Source organism: Geodermatophilus sp. SYSU D01045, from assembly GCF_054050295.1.
In genome coordinates this window covers 1-22,601 of the sequence record NZ_JBJGZB010000008.1, presented here as the reverse complement: position 1 = coordinate 22,601, position 22,601 = coordinate 1, and the positions used below count along the sequence as shown (strand labels likewise).

Here is a 22,601-nt window from a genome sequence, read left to right as displayed (position 1 = left end):
CGCGCCGAGGCAGGCACTGATTAGCGTCACTGTCAGCAGTCAGGGCGTACCCGTCCGTCACGTCGCGGTACGCCACCTCCTAGACCCCCCGAGGAGCCCCCCGTGCCGCTCTCCCGCCTCAGCCTGATCACCGAGTCCTCCGCGCAGCCCGACGCCGTCGCCGGCTCGGTCTGGAGCGTGCTGTCCGGTGGCGACGCCGCGTGGCGGCTGGACGCGCTGTGCGCCGAGACCGACCCCGAGGCCTTCTTCCCGGAGAAGGGCGGCTCGACCCGCGAGGCCAAGCGCGTGTGCGCGGGCTGCGACGTCCGCACCGAGTGCCTGGAGTACGCGCTGGCCAACGACGAGCGCTTCGGCATCTGGGGCGGGCTGTCCGAGCGCGAGCGGCGGCGGGTGCGCCTGGCCCGCCGCAGCATGCCGCTCAGCGCCTGACCGCCCGGGCGGGGCGCCGGTCCCGCGGGTTACGGTCCGGCCCAGGTCCCGCCGCCGGACCGTCGCCTGCCGAAGGAGCCGCCGTGGCCGAGGTCGTGCTGTTCCACCACGCGCTGGGGCTGACGCCCGGCGTCACCGCGTTCGCCGACGACCTGCGCGCGGCCGGGCACACGGTGCACACCCCCGACCTGTTCGGGGGCCGCACCTTCGGCTCGGTCGAGGACGGCGTCGCCCACGCGCGGGAGATCGGCTCCGGCGAGGTGGTGGACCGCGGCGCCCGCGCCGTGGCGGACCTCCCCGAGGGTCTGGTCTACGCGGGCATGTCGCTGGGCGTGCTCCCGGCGCAGCACCTGGCGCAGACCCGGCCCGGCGCCCGCGGCGCGGTGCTCCTCTACTCGTGCCTCCCGGCGGAGGAGTTCGGCCGCTGGCCGGCCGGCGTCCCGGTGCAGGTGCACGGCATGGACGCCGACCCGCTCTTCGTCGACGAGGGCGACCTCGCGGCCGCCCGCGCGCTCGCGGAGGAGGCCGACGACGCCGAGGTGTTCACCTACCCCGGCGACCGGCACTACTTCGCCGACCGCACGCTGCCCTCCCACGACCCGGACGCCGCGGCGCTGCTCACCCGCCGGGTGCTCGACCTGCTGGCGCGCGCGTGAGCTCGCCGGAGGTGGCCGCCGCCCGGGTGCAGGCGGTCCTCGACATCCCGCTGCACCGGCACCTGGGCATGCAGCTGCGCGACCCCGCCGACCCGACCGCCGGCATCTGGTTCCCCGTCGCCGCGGCCGCGCAGAACCAGGCGGCGCTGCTGCACGGCGGCGTCGTCTACACCTTCCTCGACGTGGCGGCCTTCCTGTCGCTGCTGCCCTCCCTGGGCGACGGCGAGCACGCGGTCACCCACGACCTCACCGCCTCCCTGCTGCGCCCGGTGCGCGCCGGCGCGCGGGTCGACGTCACCGGCTCGGTGCTGCGCCGCGGCCGCGCGGTGGCGTTCCTGCGGTCCGAGGCGACGGTGGACGGCGCCCTCGTCGCCTCGGCGCAGGTCACCAAGACGATCGTCCCGGCGGGCTGAGGGGCTCACCCCGGCGGCGTCACCAGAGCGTCATCGAGCGGCGGAAGATCCCGGCGACGTCCTCGGCGGTCACCTCGCGCGGGCAGGTGGCCAGCAGCCGCTGCTGCTTCATGGTGCCCTCGACCAGGTCGTCGACGTCGCCCTCGTCGAAGCCGACCGCGGCGATCCCGTTGGGGATGTCGATGTCGCGCATCAGGTCGGTGAGGACGGTGGGCAGGAACTCGGCCGGGTCGTCGGGCTCGCCGGCGTTGGGAGCCAGCAGCTGCGCCGCCCGGACGTGCCGCTCGGGCGCCGCCTCGAAGGTGAACCGGAAGGCCTCCGGCGCGGTCAGCGCCACCGACATCCCGTGCGGCACCATCGGCTCGCCGGCCGGGTAGTCCTTCGGGTGGAAGTCCTTCACCTGCCCGGCGATCGGGTAGGCGTTGGCGTGCGGGACGTGCACGCCGGCGTTGCCGAAGCCCATCCCGGCGAAGGTCGCGGCCATCGCCATGTCGCCCCGGGCGGCCGTGTCGTCGCCGTGCCGCACCGCCCGCCGGAACGAGCCGGCCAGCAGCGACAGCGCCTTCTCCGACCACATGTCCGAGATCGGGTTGGACCCGCAGTAGGGCACCCGCTGCTCGGGCGCCTTGCGGTCGTAGGTCGTGTACCAGCGCGCGGTGTAGCTCTCCAGCGCGTGGCACAGGATGTCCATCCCGGCCGCGGCGGTGACCCCGGGCGGCTGGGTGACGGTGAGGTCGGGGTCGATGACGGCGAGGGTGGGCCGCAGCCGCGCGTGGCTGATGCCGGTCTTCACCCGCTGCGCCAGCACGTCCATCACGCAGATCGTCGTGCTCTCCGACCCGGTGCCGGTCGTCGTCGGGACGGCGACCAGCGGCTTGAGCGGCTCGGACGGCGCCTGCCCCTTCCCCACCGGCACGTTGACGTAGTCCAGCAGCTCGCCGGGGTTGGTGGTCAGCAGGTCGATCGCCTTGGCGGTGTCGATGCTCGACCCGCCGCCGACCGCGACGAACGCGTCCCACGGCCCGGACGCGCGGGCCGCCTCGATCGCCTCGGTCAGGCTGACGTCGGTCGGCTCGACGTGCACGCCGTCGTAGACCCGCGCCTCGATGCCGAAGCGGCCCATCTGGTCGGCGACCCGCTGCGGCAGGCCGGTGGCCGACACCCCGGCGTCGGTGACCACCAGGACCCGCCGCACGCCGAAGCGGCTGAGGTCGTAGCCGATCTCCTCCGACGCCCCGCTGCCGAACTTCAGCTGCGGTGCCCCGTAGGTGAACACGGACTCGGCGGTCATGTCGGCCTCCTCGGCTCGGGCGGATCCGGTTGCACGGATCGTTGCACCCTCCTTGTGGCGGGGACCACAGCGCGGCAGGGTCGGGTGCGCCCACCAACCTTCCCCCTGGAGGTCAGCCGTGACCGCAGAACCCGAGACCACCGCCGTCCCCGCCCTCGACGACCTGCTCGCCGACTCCCCCACCAACTGGGGCAAGTGGGGCGACGACGACGAGGTCGGCGCCCTGAACTACCTCGGCCCCGAGCAGGTGCTGGCCGCCGTCGGGCTGGTCCGGCAGGGCAAGGTGTTCACGCTGCAGCGGCTGATCGGCGACCCGAAGGGCGACCCGGTGTGGCCCGGCCGCTCCCCCGCCGAGCGCACCCAGATCCTCGACGAGTCCACCTGGGACTCCGACGACGCGCCGCAGTACCCCGGCGGCCTGCACTACGCCGACGACAAGATCAACGCCTTCCTGCAGGGCTCCACGCAGTACGACGGCCTCGGCCACGTCTGGTACGGCGGGAAGATCTGGAACGGCTACGACGCCCGCACCACCGTCGGCGGGCTGGACAAGGCCAGCGTCGAGCCGATCGCCCAGCGCGGCGTCGTCGGCCGCGGCGTGCTGCTGGACATGGCCCGCTTCCGGGGCAGGCCCACCCTGGACAAGGGCGAGACGTTCACCCACGAGGACCTGCTGGCCTGCGCGGAGGAGCAGGGGGTGGAGATCCGCAAGCGGGACATCCTGATCATCCGGACGAACTTCCTGCAGCTGTTCTTCGAGCAGGGCGACGCCTTCTACGACGGCTTCAACGAGCCCGGCCTGGTCTACAGCCCGGAGCTGGTGCAGTGGTTCCAGGACATGGAGATCCCCAACCTGGTCACCGACACCATCGCCAACGAGGTCACCACCGACCCGAACACCGGCGTCGCGCTCGTGCTGCACAACGCACTCATGCGCAACCTCGGGGTCACCCTCACCGAGATCGCCGACCTCGAGGCGCTGGCCGCCGACTCCGCCGAGGACGGCCAGTACGAGGGCCTCTACGTCGCCGCACCGCTCAAGGTGCACAAGGGCAGCGGCTCGCCGGTCAACCCCGTCGTCCTCAAGTGAGCCCGTCGTGAGCGTCTACGACGACCGCCCCTGGCTGGCGCTCTACGGCGACCAGCGGCCGGACTACGACATCGAGTTCGGCGACGCCCTGTCGATGTTCCGCGCCGGCGTGCAGCGCGACCCCGACGGCGACGCGCTGCGCTACTTCGACGGCACCGTCGTCCGCCGGGACCTCGACGCGATGACCGACGCGATGGCCGCCGGGCTGCTCGAGTCCGGCTTCCGGCCGGGCGACCGGCTGGCGGTCTACCTGCAGAACGTGCCGCAGTTCGTCATGGCCATGGTCGCCACCTGGAAGGCCGGCGGCGTGATGGTGTCGATCAACCCGATGAGCCGGGCGCGGGAACTGTCCTACCTGCTGGCCGACTCCGGCGCGACGGTGCTGCTGTGCCTGGACACCCTCTACGACGAGGTCGCCCGCGACGTCGTCCCGGGCACCGACGTCCGCCTGGTGCTCACCACCAGCGGGCTGGACCTGCAGACCCGCGACGACGAGCGGCTGTTCGCCGGCGTCACCCGGCAGCGGCACGAGGGCACCACCGACCTGCTCGAGTTCGTCGAGCGGTACCGCGGGCAGGCCCCGCCGCCGGTGGAGCTGGGCCCCGACGACGTCGCGTTCCTGACCTACACGTCGGGGACGACGGGCGTGCCCAAGGGCGCGATGAACACCCACCGCAACGTCGTGTTCACCGCGCAGGTCTACCGGGACTGGGTGCACGCCGGGCGGGACGGCGCGATCTTCGGCATCGCCCCGCTGTTCCACATCACCGGCCTGATCGGCCACGTGGCGGTGAGCATGCTGGTGCCGGCGCCGCTGGTGCTGGCCTACCGGTTCGAGCCGCAGGTGGTGCTCGACGCGTTCCTCGAGCACCGGCCGGCGTTCACCATCGGCGCGATCACGGCCTTCAGCGCGCTGCTCAACGCCCCGGGGTTCCGCAAGGAGCACTTCGACTCGTTCACGTCGCTCTACTCCGGCGGGGCGGCGATCTCCCCGGCCGCCGAGCGCGGGTTCTTCGAGGCCACCGGCAAGCAGGTGCACAACGCCTACGGCCTCACCGAGACGACGTCGCCGATGACGGTGACGCCGTTCGGGTCGCCGTCGCCGGTGGACCCGAACTCGGGGGCACTGTCGGTGGGCGTGCCGGCGCCGAACACCGTCGTCCGCATCCAGGGCGACGACGGGCAGGACCTGCCGCTCGGCGAGGTCGGCGAGATCGTGGCCGAGGGCCCGCAGGTGGTCGCCGGCTACTGGGGCAAGCCCGAGGAGACGGCGGCCAACCTGCCCGGCGGGGCGCTGAAGAGCGGCGACGTCGGGTTCATGGACCCGCAGGGCTGGGTGTTCATCGTCGACCGCAAGAAGGACATGATCAACGCGTCGGGCTACAAGGTGTGGCCCCGCGAGGTCGAGGACGTCCTGGCCGAGCACCCCGCCGTCCGCGAGTCCGCGGTCGTCGGCGTGCTCGACGAGAAGCGCGGCGAGACGGTCAGGGCGTTCGTCAGCCTCAGGCCGGGGACCAGCACCACCCCGGAGGAGCTCATCGCGCACTGCCGGGAGCGGATGGCCGCCTACAAGTACCCGCGCAGCGTGGTCGTGGTCGACGAGCTGCCGAAGACGGTCACCGGCAAGATCCTCCGCCGCGAGCTGCGGGGGACGTGAGACCGGCCGGGTCCCCGCTCTCCCCGGGGCGGGGACCCGGTCACCGCACCGGCGCGCCCGGCCGGTGCGACCGTGCGGGGCGGGCGGCCCGGATCCCGGCCGCGCCGGTGCCCACGACCGCGACCAGCAGGGCCACCCAGACCCACAGCCACGGGTCGTCGGCCTCCACGTCGCGGCGGTACCAGAGCACCACCACGAACTCGAGCGCGCCGAACACGGTGTAGGTGACCGCCGCGACGCCCAGCCGGTCCAGGTCCCGCTCCCGCACCGACAGCGCCGCGGCGAACCCGAGGGCGAGCAGCCAGGCGCCGATCACCTGCGAGCTCAGCGGCGTGATCTCCCACGGCCAGAAGGACGTGACCGCCTCCACGTGGTGGTGCACGGCGAGCCCCCCGGCGAACAGGACCGCGCCGGCCGCCGCCAGCAGCACGCCCTCGACGAGCAGCAGCCCGGTCAGCCCGGCCGGCATCGGCAGCCGCACGGGCGGGCGCCGGCCCCGGCGGACCTCCTGCCCGAGGACCACCGCCAGGCACAGGGCGGGGACGACGAGGTAGACGGCCAGCCAGATCCAGGCCGCCGCCCGGGCGACCGGCCCGCCGGTGAGCAGGTGCAGGCGGTGGGTGTGGATCAGCGTCGCCGCGCAGGTGAGGACCGTGAACAGGGTGACCGTGAGCACCGGCACCCGGATCCGGCTCCACCGGTGCTGCCGGAGGGAGAGGACCGACAGCACCGCGCCGGCGGTGTAGGCGGCGCCGAGGAACGCGGCGGTCGCCTCGGTGCGGATCGACCACGCCCAGAAGCGGTCGGCGACGTCGGCGAGCAGGAGCAGCTGGGAGACGGCGAGCAGGGTGAGCAACAGGAAGGCCGTCAGCAGCCACCGCGTGCCGGGCCGGACCTCGTCGGCGGGGTCCGGCGTCCGCGGTGCGACGGGTTCCAGTGCGACGGGTTCCATCGGCTGCCGCCTGTCGGTCGTGCCCGGCCCACGGTGGGGTCGGCTCGGCGCGCACCCGGCGCCACGACCCGGACCGGCCTCCCAGGCTGGCACGCGCTCCGCCCCGGGTCGAGGGCCGATCGGCTCCCGCCGCTCAGCCGTCGGCGCGGACGTCCTCCGTCCACACGTCCCACCCGAGCCGCAGGACCAGCGCGGTGACCACGACGAGGAACACGACCCGGATGAAGCCGGTGCCGCGGGAGGTCGCCGTCCGGGAGCCGACGTAGCCGCCGAGGGTGTTGGCCGCGCCCAGGCACAGGCCCAGGCCCCAGACGACCGACCCGTGCGGCACGAAGAACGCCAGCGCGCCGAGGTTGGTCGCGACGTTGACGATCTTGGCCTTGGCGCTGGCGTTGAGGAAGTCGTAGCCCAGCAGGGAGACCAGGGCGAACACGAGGAACGAGCCGGTGCCCGGGCCGAGGACGCCGTCGTAGAACCCGATGACCGCTCCGACGGCGAGCGCGGTGCCGTGGTGGCGACGGCCGGTGTGCCGCAGCGCCGTCACCTCCCCGAGGGCCGGGCGGAACGCGGTGAACAGCGCGATGCCGACCAGCGCCACGACGATCACCGGCTTGAACACCGCGGCCGGCAGCAGGGCCGCCACCGACGCCCCGCAGAACGAGCCGACCAGGGCGACCGCGGCCATGGGCAGCGCCGTCCGCAGGTCCGGGTGCACCCGCCGCTGGTAGGTGACCGCGCTGGTGGTGGTGCCGAACACCGACGCCAGCTTGTTGGTGGCCAGCGCCTGCACCGGGGCCAGCCCCGGCACCAGCAGCAGCGCGGGCAGCTGGATCAGCCCGCCGCCGCCGACGACGGCGTCCACCCAGCCGGCGGCCAGCGCCGCGACGAGCACGAGGGCGAGCAGGGAGGGCGTCAGGCCCTCCGGGAGGAGCAGGTCAGTCACGCGCGCGCCGGAGTCGGTCACGGACAGCCAGCCTCCCCGACGCCGCAGTGGACGCGAGCGCCGGGTCCGGCGAGCCGCGTTGCGGCCGGTCGCGTCCGGCGGTGCGATGGTGCGGTGACAGGGGGCGGGGCGCGCACCCGGGACGAGCGGCCACCCGGCCGTGCAGCGACCGACGCCCACTCGCCGCACCGGCTCACCGCGCGTGACTGGCGCCGGGTCCTGCGCCGCGCCGCGCGCCACGTGCTCAGCGACCGGCTCATGGTGCAGGCGTCGGCGGTGGCGTTCTTCGCGCTGCTGTCGGTCGCGCCGGTGCTGGTGACGGCGGTGTCGGTGTACGGCGTCGTCAACACCCCCGAGGACGCGCTGCACCAACTGTCCGGGGTGGCGGGGATGCTCCCGGACGACCTGCGGTCGCTGGTGGTCGACCAACTGACGACGATCACCACCGCCTCCACGCACGTGAACACCTGGCGCGGGCTCGGCGGCCTCGTCGCGGCGCTGTGGACGGCGACGACCGCGATGACCTACCTCGTCGACGGGCTGACCCTCGCCTACCACGAGACCGAGACCCGCGGCTTCCTCCGCCGCAGCGCGCTGGCCCTCGTCCTCGTCCTGGGCGGCGCGGTCCTGCTCGGCGGGATCATCGCCGGCGCCGGCGAGGTCTCGAGCGTGCTCGCGGGGGCGCCGGGCGCGGTCCGCGGCGTCGTCCCGGTGCTCACGTGGGTCGCCGCGGCGGTGCTGATGAGCGCCGTGCTCGCCGTCCTCTACCGGCTCGGCCCCGACCGGAAGCAGGCCCGGTGGCGGTGGATCACCCCCGGGGCGGCGCTGACCACCGTGCTGTGGCTGGCGACGACGATCGGCTTCTTCGCCTACGTCCGCAGCCTGGGCGACTACTCCGCGACGTACGGGTCGCTCGCCGGCGTGGCCATCAGCATGTTCTGGCTGTGGACGACGGTCTTCCTCGTGCTCGTCGGCGCGGTCGTGAACGCCGAGACCGAGCGGCAGACCGCCCGGGACTCCACCGTGGGTCCCGAGCGGCCGCTCGGCGAGCGCGGCGCGGTGGTCGCCGACAGCGCGCCGCCCTACCCGGGCGAGCGCTGAGGGCGGCTAGAGGTAGTTGACGTGCACGTGGTCGTAGTGGTTGGCCGTCGTGCCGCCGCGGTCCTCCATCGTCTGCCACGACCCGTTCGGCGAGGACAGCATCCGCTGCTCCCAGATCAGGTAGTCGACGCCGAGCTCGTCCCAGTGCGCGCGGTGGTAGGCGACGATCGCGTCGCCGAGGGCGGCGTCGCTCATGACCATGTAGTCCAGCGCCTTGCCGGAGGGGTGGCCGCCCGGGTCGGCGGCGCTGGCCCGCGTGCCGCCGAGGGTGATCGAGTCCGCCCCCGGCACGTTGCTGACGACGGCGTCCGCGGCGGCCTGCACCTGGGGCTCCACCGGACCGGCGCTGTTGGTGATGCGGGCGACGACCGAGACGGCGGTGGAGCCCGCGGTCTCCGCCGCGCCGGCCTCCTCGTCCGCGGCCGCAGCCTCGGCAGCCTCGGCAGCCTCCGCGGCTTCCGCGGCGGCGGCGGCTTCCGCTGCGGCGGCGGCCTCGGCGGCGGCCTCGGCCTCCGCCGCGGCGCGGGCGGCGGCCTCGGCCTCGGCCCGCTGCCGGTCGACGGTGGCCTGGTCGGCGGCGGCCTGCGACTGCTGCGCCGCGGCCTCGGCGGCCTCCCGCGAGCTGCGGGTGGCCGCGAGGTCCTCGAGCGGCGCGAGGTCGGGCGCGGTGGGCGCGGTGACCGGGCCGGACTGCGCCGACAGCCCCAGTGCCTCGGCGACGGCGACCGACTCGCTCGTCGTCCCGGCCTCGGCGGTGGCGGCCGGCGGCGGGCCGACCAGGACGTTGACCAGGACCGCGCCGGCGGCGGCGACGCCCAGGTACAGGCCCGGACGGCGGTGCGCGGCCAGCGGGCGGCGGCGGGTGGAACGGTTCAGGGGCGCGCCGGGGCGGCCGGGGGTGGTGCTCGAGGGCATGGATCGATGTCTCCCGTCAGCCGCCTACCGAGTTAGCTGACGGGTTCGGGCGGGAAGCAGCCCTACCCGCCCGGACGCGAGGGTCCGGAGCGGGATTCACCCCAGTACTGCGGTGGGTCCCCGGCTCGCCCAGGGGGCGACTCGGCGGCGACCGCCCGGGTCCCCTGGCGGGGACGGGGCCGGACGGCCTCGGCCACGGTAGCGGCCGTGACCTGTCCGTGACAAACCGCGGCCGTGTTCCGTGGCGGGGACCACGTCCTGGTCAGGCGCGGGCGCGCAGCCGCTCCGCGACGCGGAGCGGGAGCTGCAGGCACCACGCGGTCACCCGCCACGGCAGGACCGCGGCGGCCCGGACGCCGCGGGCGCCGAGGGCGGCGAGGTCGGCCCACTCGGCCGGCCGCGGCGCCGCAGCGGCCGGCGCGGCGGCGGGGTGCGGACCGGCCGGGAGCGGTCCCCCGTCCTCCTCCGGCGTCCCGCCGGCCACCTCGCCCGGCACCCCGTCCGACGGCACGGGCTCCCCCGGGCCCTCCGGCACGAGGACGTCGAGGGCGGTGCGGCGGCGCGGGGCGCGCAGCGAGTCGAACGACGGGATCGCCGGGGACGGCGGCGCGTCGTCCTCGTCGGGCAGCGGCCACAGGCCCACCGCCACGGGCTCGGGGACGACGGCGCGGACGGCGGCGACCATCGCCGGTCCCAGCCCGGGGACGGCCGCCAGCTCGCGGCGGGTCAGCGCGGACAGCTGCTCCACGGTGGTGATGCCGGCGCGGGCCAGCGCGCCCACCGCCCGAGCGGGCAGGCCCAGCTCCCGGACGCTCCCCGTCGGCACGACCCGCGACCTCGTCGACATGGCGTCGGACCCTAGCCCCGGGTTCACCAGGAGGCGTCCGCGGCGCCGTCCGGCGCCGGCTCCGCGGGAGCGGTCCCGGTGGGGCCGCCGTCGGGTGAGGTCGCCGGCGCCTCGTCGGTGGACGTCGTCCCCGCGTCCGGGACCGGGGGCTCCTCCGCCGTCGGCGGGGCGGTGTCCCCGGGCGTCCCGGTCGCGGGCGCCGGGGTCTCCGGCGTCGTGCCGCCGGACGGCTCGGTCTCCGTCGCCTCCGGCGTGCTCCCCGGCGTCGCGCCCGCGGACCCCGTGCCCTCCGCCGGTGTGGTCTCGGGGGTCGTCGCCTCGGGGGTCGTCGCCTCGGGGGTCGTGGCCTCGGGGGTCGTGGCCTCCGCGGCGGGCGCCTCCGGGCTCGGCGCCTCCGGGCTCGGGGTCCCCGGCGCCGGGGCGTCGGGGGTGCTGTCCGCGGCGGGCGCCTCGGACGTCGCGGCCGGGGACTCCGGCGCGGCCTCGTCCGGCGAGCCGGGTCCCGCGCCGGCGGGCGCCTCGGGGGCGGGCACCGCGGTGTCGGGGGCGACCGCGACGAACACCTGCACCCGGTCGCCGGCCGAGAGCTCGACGTCCACCGGGTCCAGCCGCACGACGGTGCCCGGCGCCGCGTCCGGGGTCTGCTCGCTGCGCTGGCCGACGGTGAGGCCGAGGGCGGTCAGGTCGCCGGCCACCTCGGCCACCGGGCGGCCCACGAAGTCCGCGGCCCGCAGCACGATCCCGGCCCGCGGCGTCTCCGCGGCGTCGGCCACCGGCACGTCCCCGGCGCGGGTCGTGGTGAACAGCACGCCCCCGACGACGAGCGCGACGAGCAGCAGCGGCAGCAGGACCAGCGCGCGCCGGCGCCGGCGCGGCTCCGCCTCGGACACGGGCGCGGGGGCCGGCCCGGGCACGGGGGCGGCGGCCGCCACCGGGCGGGTGGGCGGCACCGGGGCGGCCTGGTGGTCTGCGGCGGCCTGGTGGTCTGGGGCGGCCTGGTGGTCCAGCGTCTCCTCGACCGCGGACAGGAAGGCCGCGCCGTCGGGCAGGCGGTCGCCGGGGTCCTTGGTGAGCGCGGACCCGATGAGGTCCTTGACGTCGGGCGGCAGGTCGTCGGGCAGGGGCTCGGGCTGCTCGCGGACCTGCTTGAGCGCGACGGTGACCGGGTTGGTGCCGGTGAAGGCGGCGTGGCCGGTCAGCGACTCGTAGCCGACCAGGCCGAGGGCGTAGACGTCGCTGGCCGGGCTGACCCGCTCGCCGGCGGCCTGCTCCGGGGACATGTACTGCGCGGTGCCGATGACCTGGCCGGTCTGGGTGAGCGGCACGCACTCGGCCGACCAGGCGATGCCGAAGTCGGTGAGCTTCACCCGCCCGTCGGGCCGGACGAGGATGTTCGAGGGCTTGACGTCGCGGTGGACGACGCCGCTGCGGTGCGCCTCCGCGAGGGCGGCCGCGGCCTGGCGCAGCACCGAGAGGGCCGCCCCGGGGTCCAGCGGGCCCTCGGTCTGGATGAGGGTGGACAGCGGCGCCCCCTCGACCAGCTCCATCACCAGGTAGGCCAGGTGCTCGCCGGTGGCGTCGTCGGCGCCCTCGCCGTAGTCCAGGACCGTGGCGATGTTGGGGTGGGTGAGCGCCGCCGCGTGCCGGGCCTCGTTGCGGAAGCGGGCGAGGAAGGTCGGGTCGTCGGCGTACTCGCTGCGCAGCACCTTGACCGCGACCGGCCGGGCCAGCAGCGTGTCCCGGCCCCGCCACACCTGGCCCATGCCCCCGGTGGCGATGAGTTCCTGCAGCTCGTAGCGGTCCCCCAGGGTCCGGCTCCCCTGCTCCACCGTGGTCACTGCCCGACTCCGTCCCGTCCACGCGGCGGGTGCGCCCCGCCTCCTCCGGCCCCCACCGGGAGCTGCGCGGCCGCTCCTCCGCAGGGCGGCCGACCAGTCATCGGTTCCCGGCCGGAGCGCCGGTCAACCACCGGAGCGCCCGCGGCGGCTCCCCCGGTCGCGTGCCGGTGCTTCCCCGGCCGGCTCCCGGTCGGCCAGGATCCGGGCGATCCGCGGCAACGGAGCCGCGGCCGTTCCGGAGGTCGCCCATGGACTCGGCCCTCAGCGCCGTCGCCCTGCCCGCCGCCCTGGCCGTGATCATGTTCGGGCTCGGGCTGTCGCTCACCGTCGACGACTTCGTCCGGGTCACCCGCCGGCCGCGCGCCGCCGTCGTCGCCCTCGGTCTGCAGCTGCTGGTGCTGCCGGCCCTGTGCTTCGGCCTCGTGGTGGCCGCCGGCCTGGAGCCCGTGCTCGCCGTGGGGATGGTGCTGCTGGCCGCCTCGCCCGGCGGGACGACGGCGAACCTGTTCAGCCACCTGTTCCGCGGCGACGTCGCTCTCAACGTCTCGCTGACGGCGGTCAACTCGCTGCTCGCGGTCGTCACGCTGCCGCTGGTGACCAACCTGGCGGTGACCGTCTTCGACCCGCCCGGCGCCGGGTCGATCGGCCTGCAGTTCGGCAAGACGGTGCAGGTGTTCGCGATCGTGCTGGTGCCGGTGGCGCTGGGCATGCTGGTGCGGCGCGCGGCGCCGGCGTTCGCCCGCCGGATGGACCGGCCGGTGCGGGTGCTGTCCGCGGTCGTGCTCGCGCTGGTGATCGCCGGGACCGTCGTCGCCGAGCGGGAGGACGTGGCCGGGTACCTGCGCGAGGTCGGGCTGGTCGCGCTCGCCTTCTGCGCGCTGAGCCTGCTGACCGGGTTCGCCGTGCCGCGCGCGCTCGGCGTCGGCCACCGGCAGGCGGTCGCGTGCGCCTTCGAGATCGGCGTGCACAACAGCACGCTGGCCATCGCGGTCGCGATCAGCGTCCTCGGCAGCGTGGAGCTCGCCGTCCCCGCGGCGGTCTACGGCGTGCTGATGTTCCCGGTGGCCGCGCTCGCCGGCTGGGCGATCACCCGGGCGTCCCGGTCGGGGGCGCCGGAGCGCGTCGCGTCCTGACCCGCCCGCCGACGCACCAGGGCGGGGACCACCTCCGCGCCGGCGGTACCGGCCGCAGCCCAGCCGAGGACGACCAGCCAGGCCAGCGGGTCCAGCGGCGTGCAGCCGAAGAACCGGCTGAGCCCGGGGGTCTGCACGACCACGGCCAGGGCGGCCAGCGACCCGGCCGCGGTCGCCAGCACCAGCGGGCTGCGCCGCCCGGCCCAGGCGGTCTGCCCGAGCTGGGTGGCGATCAGCGCGGCGAGCCCCATCGTGCTGGCCCGCCGGCGCAGCCCGGTGACGCGGCCGGTGGCCCACGCGCCGGTCGCGCCGGCGGTGGTGGCCACCCCGCGGACGGCGACCAGGCGGCGCACCGCGTCGGCGAAGCCGCGGTACGGGCCGGCGAGCAGCACCGGCGCGAGCGGGTGGCCGGCCAGCGGCCCGCCGTCCGCCGCCGGGGCGGCCGCCCGCGGCCGGGCCACCGCGACCGCCAGCGCGGGGAACATGTCGGTCAGCAGGTTGACCAGCAGCAGCTGCCGGGTGCCCAGCGGCGCCCGGCCGCCCAGCGCGGAGCCGAGCACGGTGAACGTGACCTCGCCGGCGTTGCCCCCGACGAGGATGGCGACGGCGTCCCGGACGCGGGACCACAGCGCGCGGCCCTCGGCGACGGCGTCGACCAGCCGGGTCAGGTCCCGGTCGGTGATCACCAGGTCCGCGGCGCTGCGCGCGGCGGGGGACTCGGCGCCGGCCACCCCGACCCCGACGTCGGCCAGCCGGATCGCGGCGGCGTCGTTGATGCCGTCGCCGGTCATGGCCAGCGTGGCGCCGGCGCGGCGCAGCGCCCCGACGAGCAGCACCTTGTGCTCGGGCGTCAGCCGGGCGAACACCGCCGCCTCGCGCACCAGCGCCGTCCGCTCCGACTCCGAGGCCCGCGCCAGCTGCGCGCCGGTGACCACCCGGCCGGCGTCGGGGACCCCGGCCTCGGCGGCGATCGCCGCGGCGGTCTCCGGGTGGTCGCCGGTGGCCACCAGCACCCGGACGCCCGCCGCGGCCAGCTGCTCGACCGCCGCGGCCGACGAGCCGCGCACCGTGTCGGCCAGGCCCACCAGGCCGCGCAGGGTCAGCCCGGTCGCCGCCGCCTCGAGGTCGCCGGGCCGGCCGTCCACCGCGCGGTCGGCGACGGCGAGTACCCGCAGCCCGTCGCAGGCCAGCTCCCGCACCCGGTCCGCGGCGTCGCCCGGGTCGGTGCACAGCCGCAGCACGACCTCCGGCGCGCCCTTGACCACCAGCCGGCCCGAGCGCAGCGCCGCCGAGAACCCGCGCCCGGTGGCGAAGGGCACCGAGGCCTCCGGCTCGCCGTCGCCGGCCACGCCGCGGTCGGTGGCGGCGGCGGCGACGGCGCGGTCGGTCTCGTGCGCGTCGGCGTCGCCGGCGCCGATCCCCGCCGCGGCCAGCCGCAGCAGGCCGTCCTCGCCGCCGACCGGCTCGTCCCCGACGGGCAGCAGCCGGGCCACCCGCAGCCGGTTCTCGGTCAGCGTGCCGGTCTTGTCGAAGCAGACGGTGTCCACCCGGCCGAGCGCCTCCAGGACCCGCGCGCTGCGCACCACCGTCCCGTCCCGTGACAGCCGCCGGGCCGCCGCCTGCTGGGCGACGGTCGCGACCAGCGGCAGGCCCTCGGGGACGGCCGCGACGGCGACCGCGACCCCGGAGCCGACCGCCTCGCGCAGCGGCCGCCGCCACAGCACGCCGAGCGCGGCCACGGTCCCGCCGCCGGCCAGCGTCAGCGGCAGCACCGAGCGGGTGAGCTCGGCCAGCCGGGCCTGGACGCCGGCCGGCGGCGCCCCGCGCCCGGCCGCCCGCGCCGCCCGGCCCGCCTGGGTGGCCGGCCCGACGGCGACGACGACCGCGCGGCCGGTGCCGGCGACGACAGTCGTCCCGTCGAAGAGCATGCAGCGCCGATCGGGCACCTCGGCGCCCGGCGTCGCCGCCACCGACTTGGCCACCGCGAGCGACTCGCCGGTCAGGCTGGACTCGTCGGCCTCGAGGTCCTCGGCGGCCAGCAGCCGCGCGTCGGCGGCCACCACGTCGCCGGACCCGACGAGGACCACGTCGCCCACCCGCAGCGCGCTCGACGGCAGCTCCTCCGCACCGCCGCCGGTCTCCCGGCGGACGCGGGCGTCCTGCTGCAGCAGCAGCGAGGCCAGCGCCGACTCCGCGCGCATCCGCTGCGCCGCGCCGAGCAGCGCGTTGCCGACCGTGACCCCGCCGACGAGGAACGCGTCCGCGGTCTCGCCCAGCACGGCGGTGGCGCCGGCGCCCGCGCCCAGGACGGGGGTGAGCGGGTCGGCGAGCTCCGCGGCGACGGTGCGGCCGAACCGGACCGGTACCCGCACCGCGGGCACGGCAGTCCCCCGCCGCCACGCCCGGGTGAGCGGGCCGGGCGGGGCGTCGTCGTCCCGGGGCAGCTCCGCCAGCCGGCGCAGGACGTCGTCGGGGTCGAGGGCGTGCCAGGGCGTGTGCACCGACGGGGGCGGCGGGGGCCGCCGGGCGGCGCGGACCGCCGTGGCGGTGCCGTCGAACATCGTCCACAGCGCCGCGGTCTTGCCCGGGGCGGTCGCCCGCCGCTGCCCGGCGCGGGCCGAGCCGACGGCGGCGAGCAGACCGCCCAGCACGTTGCCGGTGACCGCGCTCTGCACCGACCGGCGGGCCAGCCGGCGCGCGTCGGGCACGGCCCGGACCACCCGGCAGGCGTCGGCCAGGCCGGTCCCGGTCACCAGGTCCGCCGCCCAGGCCGGCGCCCGGTCCGGCCGCACGGGGGCCACCGCGACGTCGGCGGCCAGCAGCGCGGCCGGGTCGGCGGAGGAGACCAGCAGCACGCCGTGCCCGTCGGCCTGCAGCCGGCGGACGACGCCGGCGAGCGGTTCGTCCGCGGGCGCGACCTCCCCGGCGACGCCGGCGATCTCGCGGGTGCCGGCGTGCGCGGTGAGCACCAGCCGCGCGCCGGTGCCGGCGGCGGTGGTCAGCAGCGCCTCGGCGTGCGGGTCGAGCTCCGGGGCGACCAGGACGGTGCCCACCCGCCGGCGCCCGGCGTACAGCGTGCGCAGCGCGGCCCCGGGCGCGTCCGGGGCTGCCCGGGGCGGGCCCAGCCGGGTGCCGTCCGCGGCCCCGTCGGCGGCCAGCAGCCGCGCCGCGGCCGTCCACACGGCGGCCGTGTCCCACCCGTCGGCCTCGGCGGTGGCCTCGAGGACGACCGGCGGGCCGGTGCACAGGGTGGCCCCGTCGACCACCACGCAGTCGACGCGGTCGAGCCGGCGGTAGGCGGTGGCGTCCAGGGGCAGCACCCCGGCGCGGCACAGCAGCAGGTCGAGGGTCGCCGCGAAGGACTCGCGGCCCTGCAGCGCGGCCTTCGGCGAGAGCGCCTTGACCAGGTCGGCGGCGCGACCGGGGCGGCCGGTCAGGGCGAGGACGGCCAGCACGGCGCCCGTCGTCGTCGGGCCCGTCCGCGCCTGGTAGCGGTCGACGGCGCCGAGCGGGAGCGGCACCGGCCGTTCCCCGGCGCGGGCCGCCGGGGCGGGGTCCTCGGGCTCGGTGGCGTCCGGCTCGGGCCGGCACAGCTGCTCGTGGCGGCGCCGCCACACCTGGCGCCGGGCGCGGGCCTCGAGGACCTGCTGGGCGGAGGCGGCCGCGTTGAGCGCGGGGATCACCGGGCTCTGGGTCGCGGAGTGGAGCACGGCGGAGAGCCCCTCGAGGACCAGGCGGGTGCCGTGCCGGCCGATCCGCCGGCTGAGCGCGTCGGCGATCCAGTCCTGGGTGTCGACCAGGGTGATCGCGAGCGTGGCGTGCCGCGACAGCGCGGGGACCGGCAGCGCCCGGGCGGTGAGCGCGGCGACGACGCCGAGGGCGTCCACCGCCAGCGCCGTCGCGGTGGCCAGCAGCGGTTCGAGGTCGGCGGGGTGGTCGGCCGGCTCGCGCAGGACGTCGCGGCGGTCGTCGGCGTCCTGCAGCGCGCGCACCGTGCCGACGACGTCCTCCACGCCCACCCGCCGCGTGTCGACGGCGACCAGCGCCCGGCCGAGGACCTCGTTCACCGTGGCCCACTGCACGCCCTCGAGCCGCTCGAGGCGCGTGCGCAGCGTGCGGCCGGCGTCGGGCGGCGCGCCGGGGGTGCACTCGGGCAGCTCGACCTGCACCAGGCCGGCGTCGGCCCACACCCGCGGGGTGTGCCGCCGGCCGTCGGGCTCGAACATCCCGGTGGCGACCTGGGCGAGCTCCCGCAGCCGGCCGGTGGGCAGCGGGTCGGCGCCGGTGAGCAGCGTGCCGGCGGCCCGGACGCCGGAGACGGCGGCCTGTGTGAGGTCGACCGGCCGGCCGGCGATCCGGCTGGTCAGGTCCTCCGCCGTCCGCACCGCGGCGCGGGAGGAGGCGCCGAGCAGGCCGGCGGTGAGCACGGCCGGTGCGGCGGCGACCTGCGCGCCGGCGACCGCGAGGCGCGCCGTGGACGCCAGGGCGCGCCGGGCCGTGGCGGCGCGGTGGAGGACGCGCATCGGCAGCTCCCCCCTGCGGGACACCTGCTGCCCACCCATCGTCCACCTCCAGGTGACGGAGGTCACGGGCCTGGACCGGTACGCCGCAGTCCGCACCGACGTCCGGGAGGATCAGTCCGCCGCGCCGCGCCAGCGCAGCACCTCCAGCGCCGCGGCCACGCCGAGGACGTTCTCGGCGAGCGGCCGGGGCAGCAGCTCGTCGGCGCGGGCCAGCCGGCGCAACACGGTGTTGCGGTGGGTGAAGAGCCGCTCGGCGGTGCGGGAGGCGTTGCCCAGCTCCCGCACGTAGGTGAGCACCGCCTCGCGGGTGTCGGGGTCGGCGGTCGCCAGCCGGCCGAGGGTGCCGGCCAGGAACTCCTCGAGCTGGGTCGGCTCGGTGGTCAGCAGCGCGACCAGCTGCACGTCCTCGTAGCGGGCCACCTGCTGCGGGGAGGTCAGCCGCGCCAGCATCCGCTGCGCCGTGGCGGCGTCGAGGTGGCTGCGGCGGAAGCCGTCGACGTCGCGGCCCGGCCGGCCCACCGCGACCCGGACGTCGGGGTGCGCGGCCAGCGGCCCGGCCAGCTCCGCGGCCCGCGGCGCGGTGCCCACCGGCAGCCACACCCACAGCGCGGCCGCGCTGGCGACGACGGTCAGCCGCCGGGTCGCGCCCGCCGCCCGGGTCACCGCCTCCGCGGCGGCCTCCAGCTGCCCGGGCGCGGCGCTGCCGGACCCGGACCAGACGACGGCGGCGGTGTGCGGGCCGGTCAGCCCGTAGCCCAGCTGCGCCTCCGCGCGGGCCCGGCCGATCGGCGCGCCCTCCAGCAACAGGGTGACCGTGGCGCGGCGCTCGGCGTGCGCGCCGCGGGTGAGCTCGGCCCGCTCGGCGGCCATCCGCCCGGACAGCGCCGCGACCGTGTCGTCGATGAACGTGGTGATCGACAGCGCGGAGACGTCGAGCAGCTCGCGCAGCTCGGCCGGGTCGGCGGTCAGCTCGAAGCAGATCTCCATCCACCGCCGCCAGGCCACGCCCTGCGCGGTCCGGTAGGCGTCCAGCCCGCTCTGGTCCAGGCCGCGGCGGACCAGGTCGCGGGCGACGTCGAGCACCTCGCCGCCGGTGTTGGCCGGCACCCGCCGGCCGGGGTGCTGCACGTTGGCCGCCGCCCAGTGCAGCAGGTTGGCCAGGTTGGCCCGGCGGGTGGCGGCGGCGAGGACGGGGTCCTCGGCGACCGGGCGCATCCGCTCGGTGCCCAGCGACGCCCGGTGCAGCTCCTCGATCCAGTCGGCGCGGGGGTCGAGGGCCACCTCCGCGCCCCGGCGGAACAGCTCCCGGGTGCGGGCCGAGACGGCCGGCCAGTCGGCGCTCCCTGCAGCACTCTGCACCGTCCCAGTATCGGGATGGTGCAGTTCGTCGTTGCACCGGGTGAGCGGGACCACGCAGTCTCGTAGGCCGCTGCACCCGTGTCCCGAGGACGGAGCACCGCATTGACCACCACGCAGACGCCGGTCGAGCACCTCGACGTGCTGATCGTCGGCGCCGGGATCTCCGGCATCGGCGCCGGCCGGTACCTGACCACCGAGCTGCCCGCGAAGAGCTTCGCGATCCTCGAGGCGCGCGGCGCCTCCGGCGGCACGTGGGACCTGTTCCGCTACCCCGGCATCCGCTCGGACTCCGACCTGTCGACCTTCGGCTACGAGTTCAAGCCGTGGCGGGACCGCCAGGCGATCGCCGACGCCCCGAAGATCCTCGCCTACCTCCGCGAGACGGCCACCGAGAACGGCCTCGACGAGAAGATCCGCTACCACCACCGGGTGCTGGCGGTGTCGTGGTCCAGCGAGGACGCCCGCTGGACCGTCGACGTCGAGCGCACCGACACCGGCGAGCGGCTGCAGCTGACCGCGGGCTGGGTGTTCTGCGCCGGCGGCTACTACCGCTACGACGAGGGCTTCACCCCGGTCTTCGAGGGCCGCGACCGCTTCCGCGGCGAGATCGTGCACCCGCAGGCCTGGCCCGAGGACCTCGACCTCACCGGCAAGCGGGTCGTGGTCGTCGGCTCGGGCGCCACCGCCGTGACGATCGTGCCCGCCATCGCCGGGACCGCCGCGTCGGTGACGATGCTGCAGCGCACCCCCACCTACGTGCTGCCGGTCCCGCGCGAGGACAAGGTCGCCGCGCTGCTGCGGAAGTGGTTCGGGGACGAGCGCGGCTACGCGCTGACCCGCCGCAAGAACATCGCCCAGCAGCGGGCCATCTGGAGCTTCTGCCAGAAGCACCCGAAGGCCGCCCGCACGGTGATCCGCTGGGTCAACACCAAGCAGCTGCCCGAGGGCTTCGACGTCGACACGCACTTCAACCCGCCGTACGACCCGTGGGACCAGCGGCTGTGCGCCGTCCCGAACGGCGACCTGTTCCGCGCCATCCGCGAGGGGGAGGCCGACGTCGTCACCGACCGGATCGTCACCTTCGACGAGACCGGCATCGAGCTCGCCTCCGGGCGGCACCTGGACGCCGACGTGATCGTGACCGCGACCGGGCTGAACGTGCAGGCCTTCGGCGGCGTCGCGGTCACCGTCGACGGCGCGCCCGTGACGCTGTCGGAGACGGTCTCGTACAAGGGCATGATGCTGTCCGGCGTGCCGAACCTCGCCTACGCGATCGGCTACACCAACTCGTCCTGGACGCTGAAGGTCGGCCTGCTCTGCGAGCACTTCGTCCGGCTGCTCAGGCACATGGACGAGCGCGGCCTGGACACTGCGCGGCCGGTGCCCGCCGACCCGGACATGCCCACCCGGCCCTTCCTCGACTTCGCCGCCGGCTACATCCAGCGCGCCGTCGACCGGCTGCCGCGGCAGGGCGACCGGATGCCGTGGCTGACCTCCATGGACTACCACTCCGACGTCAAGCTGCTCCGGGCCGACAGCGTCGTCGACCCCGAGCTCCGGCTCACCCGGGCGGCCGACCGCGTCGCCCCGCCCGCCGCGGCCGTGCCCGCGTGACCGCCGCCGAGGCACCGGCCCGCGCGGCGGTCACCGCGGACGACACCGCGGAGGACCGCTTCGCCGACCTGCCGGCCGGCCCGCGCATCTGCCACCGCGTCGACGGCCCGGACGACGGCGAGCCGCTGCTGCTGGTCGCGGGCCTCGGGCTGGACCTGACCTCGTGGCCGCAGCGGATGGTCGACGGGTTCACCGGCCGCGGCTTCCGGGTGGTCCGGATGGACAACCGCGACGCCGGCCGGTCGGGCCGGATCGCCACCCCGCCGCCGGGCCGCGCGCGCCAGCTGCTGGCCCGGCCGCGGCCGGACGCCTACGACCTCACCGACATGGCCGCCGACGCCGTCGGCCTGCTCGACGCCCTCGGCATCGGCCGGGTGCACCTGGTCGGCATGTCGATGGGCGGGATGATCGCCCAGGTGGTGGCGGCCCGGCACCCGCACCGGGTGGCGAGCCTGACCTCGATCTTCTCCACCACCGGGTCGCGCCGGGTCGGGCAGCCGACCCGATCGACGATCCTGCGGCTGGCGAAGGCCGCGCCGCGCACCGTCGAGGAGTCGGTCGAGCGGCACCTGGCGATGCTCGGCCACATCGGCGGCCCTGGCTTCCCGCCCGACGACGACCTCGAGCGCGCCTGGGCAGCCGCGGTGTGGGAGCGCGGCGGCGGCGACCGCTCGCAGGAGGTGGCCCGCCAGATCGGCGCCATCCAGGCCTCCGGCGACCGCACCGCCGACCTCGCGCGGATCACCGCGCCGACGCTGGTCGTACACGGCGACGTCGACCGGATGGTCCACCCCAGCGGCGGGCGGGCCACCGCGGACGCGATCGCGGGCGCCCGGCACGTCGAGATCCCCGGCATGGGCCACCACCTGGCGCCGGGCGTCGTCGACCGGCTCGTGGAGCTCACCACCGACCTCGCCCGCGGTGCGGGCGCCCACCTGACGGGAGAGAACCGATGAGCAGCGTGCACGGCAAGGTCGCCGTCGTCACCGGCGCCGGGTCCGGCATCGGCCGGCAGCTGGCCTTCGAGCTGGCGAAGCGGGGCGCGCGGCTGGCGCTGTCCGACGTCGACGAGCTGGGCCTGGGCCAGACCGCCGACCGGGCGAAGGCGCTGGGCGCCGAGGTGCACACCGCGCGGCTCGACGTCAGCGACCGGGACGCCGTCGTCGCCTACGCCGACGCGGTGGCCACGCACTTCGGCGTGGTGCACCAGGTCTACAACAACGCCGGCATCTCCGGCGGCGGCCGCTCGGTGCTCGACACCGACTGGGAGACCTACGACCGCACGCTCGGGGTCAACCTGCACGGCGTCATCAACGGCACCAAGGCGTTCCTGCCGCACCTGGTCGCCTCGGGCGACGGGCACGTGGTCAACGTGTCCAGCCTCAACGGGTTCATGGCCCAGCCGACGCTGTCCGCCTACTGCGCGAGCAAGTTCGCCGTCCGCGGGTTCACCGAGGTGGTGCGCACCGAGATGATCGCCGGCGGCCACCCGGTGCAGGTCACCGTCGTCCACCCGGGCGGGGTCAAGACGAACATCGCCTCGGCCACCGTCAGGGAGGCCGAGGAGCGGGGTCTCGAGCTCACCCCCGCCGAGCTCGCCCGCAACCGCGTCTACAACGAGAAGCTCCTGACGATGCCCGCCGAGCAGGCGGCGCGGATCGTCGTCGACGGCGTCGAGGCCGGGAAGCCGCGGGTGCGGGTCGGGAAGGACGCCGTCCTGGTCGACCGGCTGGTCCGGCTGCTGCCGGCCCGCTACCCGGTGCTGTCGGCCTGGTACGACCGCCGGCTGTTCGGCCGCCGCGCCTGAGGCCCGGTGCGCCCCGGCCGCCGCCCGGCGGCC

18 protein-coding genes and 1 riboswitch are annotated in these 22,601 nt (G+C 76.6%); of the genes, 10 read left to right on the top strand and 8 right to left on the bottom strand.

The features are described 5' to 3' along the window. Positions 1–102: 102 nt before the first annotated feature. The 3 genes from ACI798_RS08265 to ACI798_RS08255 all read left to right on the top strand — a co-directional run bounded on the left by ACI798_RS08265 (position 103) and on the right by ACI798_RS08255 (position 1,498). A complete protein-coding gene (locus ACI798_RS08265) occupies positions 103–429 on the top strand; it encodes a WhiB family transcriptional regulator (RefSeq protein ID WP_456939350.1) in 327 nt (108 codons plus the stop codon). Between the two features lie 83 nt (positions 430–512). Continuing rightward, positions 513–1,085, top strand: a complete 573-nt coding sequence (locus ACI798_RS08260) for a dienelactone hydrolase family protein (protein ID WP_456939351.1) — start codon at positions 513–515, stop codon at positions 1,083–1,085. Then, positions 1,082–1,498 (top strand): PaaI family thioesterase, encoded by a 417-nt coding sequence (locus tag ACI798_RS08255; RefSeq protein ID WP_456939352.1) that lies wholly within the window; start codon positions 1,082–1,084, stop codon positions 1,496–1,498. Before ACI798_RS08260 ends, ACI798_RS08255 begins: the two co-directional genes overlap by 4 nt. A gap of 19 nt (positions 1,499–1,517) precedes the next feature. Here ACI798_RS08255 and ACI798_RS08250 read toward each other — a convergent pair whose 3' ends face one another. Beyond that, positions 1,518–2,789 carry a hydroxyacid-oxoacid transhydrogenase gene (locus ACI798_RS08250; RefSeq protein ID WP_456939353.1) on the bottom strand — a complete coding sequence of 424 codons (1,272 nt, stop codon included), beginning with the start codon at positions 2,787–2,789 and terminating at the stop codon, positions 1,518–1,520. A gap of 118 nt (positions 2,790–2,907) precedes the next feature. On the opposite strand from ACI798_RS08250, the gene ACI798_RS08245 reads away from it, so the two are divergent. After that, positions 2,908–3,879, top strand: coding sequence for a cyclase family protein (locus tag ACI798_RS08245; RefSeq protein ID WP_456939354.1), 972 nt, complete (start codon positions 2,908–2,910; stop codon positions 3,877–3,879). A gap of 7 nt (positions 3,880–3,886) precedes the next feature. Then, complete coding sequence (locus ACI798_RS08240; RefSeq protein ID WP_457047669.1) at positions 3,887–5,536, top strand: AMP-binding protein; 1,650 nt, start codon at positions 3,887–3,889, stop codon at positions 5,534–5,536. A gap of 40 nt (positions 5,537–5,576) precedes the next feature. Here the strand turns inward: ACI798_RS08240 and ACI798_RS08235 are convergent, their stop codons facing one another. Both ACI798_RS08235 and ACI798_RS08230 read right to left on the bottom strand, forming a co-directional pair. Beyond that, a complete protein-coding gene (locus ACI798_RS08235) occupies positions 5,577–6,488 on the bottom strand; it encodes a hypothetical protein (protein ID WP_456939356.1) in 912 nt (303 codons plus the stop codon). A gap of 133 nt (positions 6,489–6,621) precedes the next feature. Then, positions 6,622–7,431: a sulfite exporter TauE/SafE family protein gene (locus ACI798_RS08230; RefSeq protein WP_457047668.1), complete on the bottom strand. Its 810-nt coding sequence runs from the start codon at positions 7,429–7,431 to the stop codon at positions 6,622–6,624. Positions 7,432–7,545: 114 nt separating this feature from the next. Here ACI798_RS08230 and ACI798_RS08225 point away from each other — a divergent pair, with 114 nt between their 5' ends. Further along, complete coding sequence (locus ACI798_RS08225; protein WP_456939358.1) at positions 7,546–8,532, top strand: YihY/virulence factor BrkB family protein; 987 nt, start codon at positions 7,546–7,548, stop codon at positions 8,530–8,532. Between the two features lie 6 nt (positions 8,533–8,538). Here the strand turns inward: ACI798_RS08225 and ACI798_RS08220 are convergent, their stop codons facing one another. The 3 genes from ACI798_RS08220 to ACI798_RS08210 all read right to left on the bottom strand — a co-directional run bounded on the left by ACI798_RS08220 (position 8,539) and on the right by ACI798_RS08210 (position 12,132). Beyond that, positions 8,539–9,447 carry a hypothetical protein gene (locus ACI798_RS08220; protein WP_457047667.1) on the bottom strand — a complete coding sequence of 303 codons (909 nt, stop codon included), beginning with the start codon at positions 9,445–9,447 and terminating at the stop codon, positions 8,539–8,541. Positions 9,448–9,453: 6 nt separating this feature from the next. Next, a riboswitch (cyclic di-AMP (ydaO/yuaA leader) is annotated at positions 9,454–9,604 on the bottom strand. 105 nt (positions 9,605–9,709) lie between these two features. Next, positions 9,710–10,294: a DNA-directed RNA polymerase subunit alpha C-terminal domain-containing protein gene (locus tag ACI798_RS08215; RefSeq protein WP_456939360.1), complete on the bottom strand. Its 585-nt coding sequence runs from the start codon at positions 10,292–10,294 to the stop codon at positions 9,710–9,712. 23 nt (positions 10,295–10,317) lie between these two features. Further along, a complete protein-coding gene (locus ACI798_RS08210) occupies positions 10,318–12,132 on the bottom strand; it encodes a protein kinase domain-containing protein (RefSeq protein ID WP_457047666.1) in 1,815 nt (604 codons plus the stop codon). Positions 12,133–12,380: 248 nt separating this feature from the next. Between ACI798_RS08210 and ACI798_RS08205 the strand changes: the two genes are divergently transcribed. Continuing rightward, positions 12,381–13,265 (top strand): bile acid:sodium symporter family protein, encoded by an 885-nt coding sequence (locus tag ACI798_RS08205; RefSeq protein WP_456939362.1) that lies wholly within the window; start codon positions 12,381–12,383, stop codon positions 13,263–13,265. Here the strand turns inward: ACI798_RS08205 and ACI798_RS08200 are convergent. Continuing rightward, positions 13,172–17,788, bottom strand: coding sequence for an HAD-IC family P-type ATPase (locus ACI798_RS08200; RefSeq protein ID WP_457047665.1), 4,617 nt, complete (start codon positions 17,786–17,788; stop codon positions 13,172–13,174). The genes ACI798_RS08205 and ACI798_RS08200 overlap by 94 nt on opposite strands. Before the next feature lie 111 nt (positions 17,789–17,899). Beyond that, a complete protein-coding gene (locus ACI798_RS08195) occupies positions 17,900–19,147 on the bottom strand; it encodes a PucR family transcriptional regulator (RefSeq protein WP_457047664.1) in 1,248 nt (415 codons plus the stop codon). 102 nt (positions 19,148–19,249) lie between these two features. Between ACI798_RS08195 and ACI798_RS08190 the strand changes: the two genes are divergently transcribed. The 3 genes from ACI798_RS08190 to ACI798_RS08180 are packed head-to-tail and all read left to right on the top strand — an operon-like array spanning position 19,250 to position 22,568. Then, entirely contained in the window at positions 19,250–20,761 is a 1,512-nt protein-coding gene (locus tag ACI798_RS08190; RefSeq protein WP_456939365.1) for a flavin-containing monooxygenase, read from the top strand. After that, positions 20,758–21,717: an alpha/beta fold hydrolase gene (locus ACI798_RS08185; RefSeq protein WP_456939366.1), complete on the top strand. Its 960-nt coding sequence runs from the start codon at positions 20,758–20,760 to the stop codon at positions 21,715–21,717. Before ACI798_RS08190 ends, ACI798_RS08185 begins: the two co-directional genes overlap by 4 nt. Then, complete coding sequence (locus ACI798_RS08180) at positions 21,714–22,568, top strand: SDR family NAD(P)-dependent oxidoreductase (protein WP_456939367.1); 855 nt, start codon at positions 21,714–21,716, stop codon at positions 22,566–22,568. Before ACI798_RS08185 ends, ACI798_RS08180 begins: the two co-directional genes overlap by 4 nt. Positions 22,569–22,601 lie beyond the last annotated feature (33 nt).